Source organism: Paraburkholderia podalyriae (genome assembly GCF_014397785.1).
In the GTDB taxonomy this organism is placed as follows: Bacteria; Pseudomonadota; Gammaproteobacteria; order Burkholderiales; family Burkholderiaceae; genus Paraburkholderia; species Paraburkholderia podalyriae.
In genome coordinates this window covers 1-1,421 of sequence record NZ_VZQQ01000220.1, presented here as the reverse complement: position 1 = coordinate 1,421, position 1,421 = coordinate 1, and the positions used below count along the sequence as shown (strand labels likewise).

1 protein-coding gene is annotated in these 1,421 nt (G+C 58.6%); it reads left to right on the top strand.

Annotated features, from left to right (window positions below):
- Positions 1–42 precede the first annotated feature (42 nt).
- Positions 43–1,421 (top strand): IS4 family transposase (locus F6X42_RS42645; RefSeq protein WP_222945939.1); only part of this gene is annotated, 1,379 nt, incomplete at its 3' end.

The following is a 1,421-nucleotide window of genomic DNA, read 5'->3' as shown; positions in this document are numbered from 1 at the left end:
CTTGTGATTACCCACTTCTTTCGCGAATCCTGGTAACCTGGCTTGCATCACGATGAACGCGCGAGAAGAATGGCCGGGAGACGACAGGTAGAAGATCGGGCGTGGTTTGAGCAGGAGCTTGAAGGAAGCGAATTCCAGGACGCGCGGCTACGCAAGCGGTTTGGAACGCTGCTGGAGCAACTGTGGAGAGGCATGGGGCAGACCATTCCGCTTGCCTGCCAGGACTGGGCCAATACCAAGGCCGCCTATCGTTTCATGGACAATGATCGCGTCAGTGAGCAGGACATTCTGAGTGGGCATTTCCAGGCAACCGCGCAGCGTTTTGCCATGACCGATGGACCGATTCTTGTACTTCAGGACACCACCACATTTTCGTACGAAAGGGAACGTCCCGAACTCATCGGTTACGCTGGCAGCGCGATAACCTCGGCCGAGCGACGAGGCCGGGCGAAGCCGAGCCCGCAATGCGGCATCCTGATGCATTCAAGTCTCGCAGTGACAGCGCAAGGGCTGCCGCTCGGGCTGGCGGCCATCAAGTTCTGGAGCAGGAAGGAATTCAAGAACACCTCGAAGTTGAAGTACAAGGTAAATTTCACGCGCATACCGATCGAGAAGAAAGAGAGCTATCGCTGGCTTGAGAACCTTCGGCAGTCAACAGCACGACTCGGCGATGCGGATCGTTGTGTGCATATCGGCGACCGGGAAAGCGACATCTTTGAACTGTTTTGCGCCGCCAGCGAACTCGGAACGCATTTTCTGGTGCGCGCCTGCACCGATCGATTGGCTGGCGACGGTGGACATACCGTTGCGGACGAGATGGCAGAGGTCCGGGTGAAGGGATTGCATCGGATCGAATTTTGCGATGCCAAAGGGCGCCCTCATCAGGCGTGCCTGGAGATCAGATACCGGCGCCTCACGGTCTGGCCGCCCGTCGCAAAACAACGGCACTATCCCGCGCTCAGACTGACTGTCATCCATGCGACGGAGCGCGGCGAGCCGGCTGGCCGAGAGCGTATCGAATGGAAGCTGCTCACTGATCTGCCGGTGAACTCACGCGCGGGTGCAATCGAAAAGATCGACTGGTATGCGATGCGCTGGAAAATAGAAACGTTTCACAAGAATCTGAAGTCCGGCTGCAAGGCTGAAGAGTCGCAGTTGCGCACCGCGAGCCGTCTGACCAACCTGATCGCTATCTTCTGCATCCTTGCCTGGCGAGTGTTCTGGCTCACCGAGATCAATCGGTCTGCGCCACAGGCGCCACCGGAGGTGGCGCTTACCGCAACCGAGGTGACACTTCTTGATCAACTCGTCAGAGATACGGCGCGCACCGCACAGGCGCCGCCTCTGTCACGTAGCCTCATCAAGCTCGCCCAACTGGGCGGCTATCTCGCACGCGCCAACGATCCTCCGCCCGGCAATAA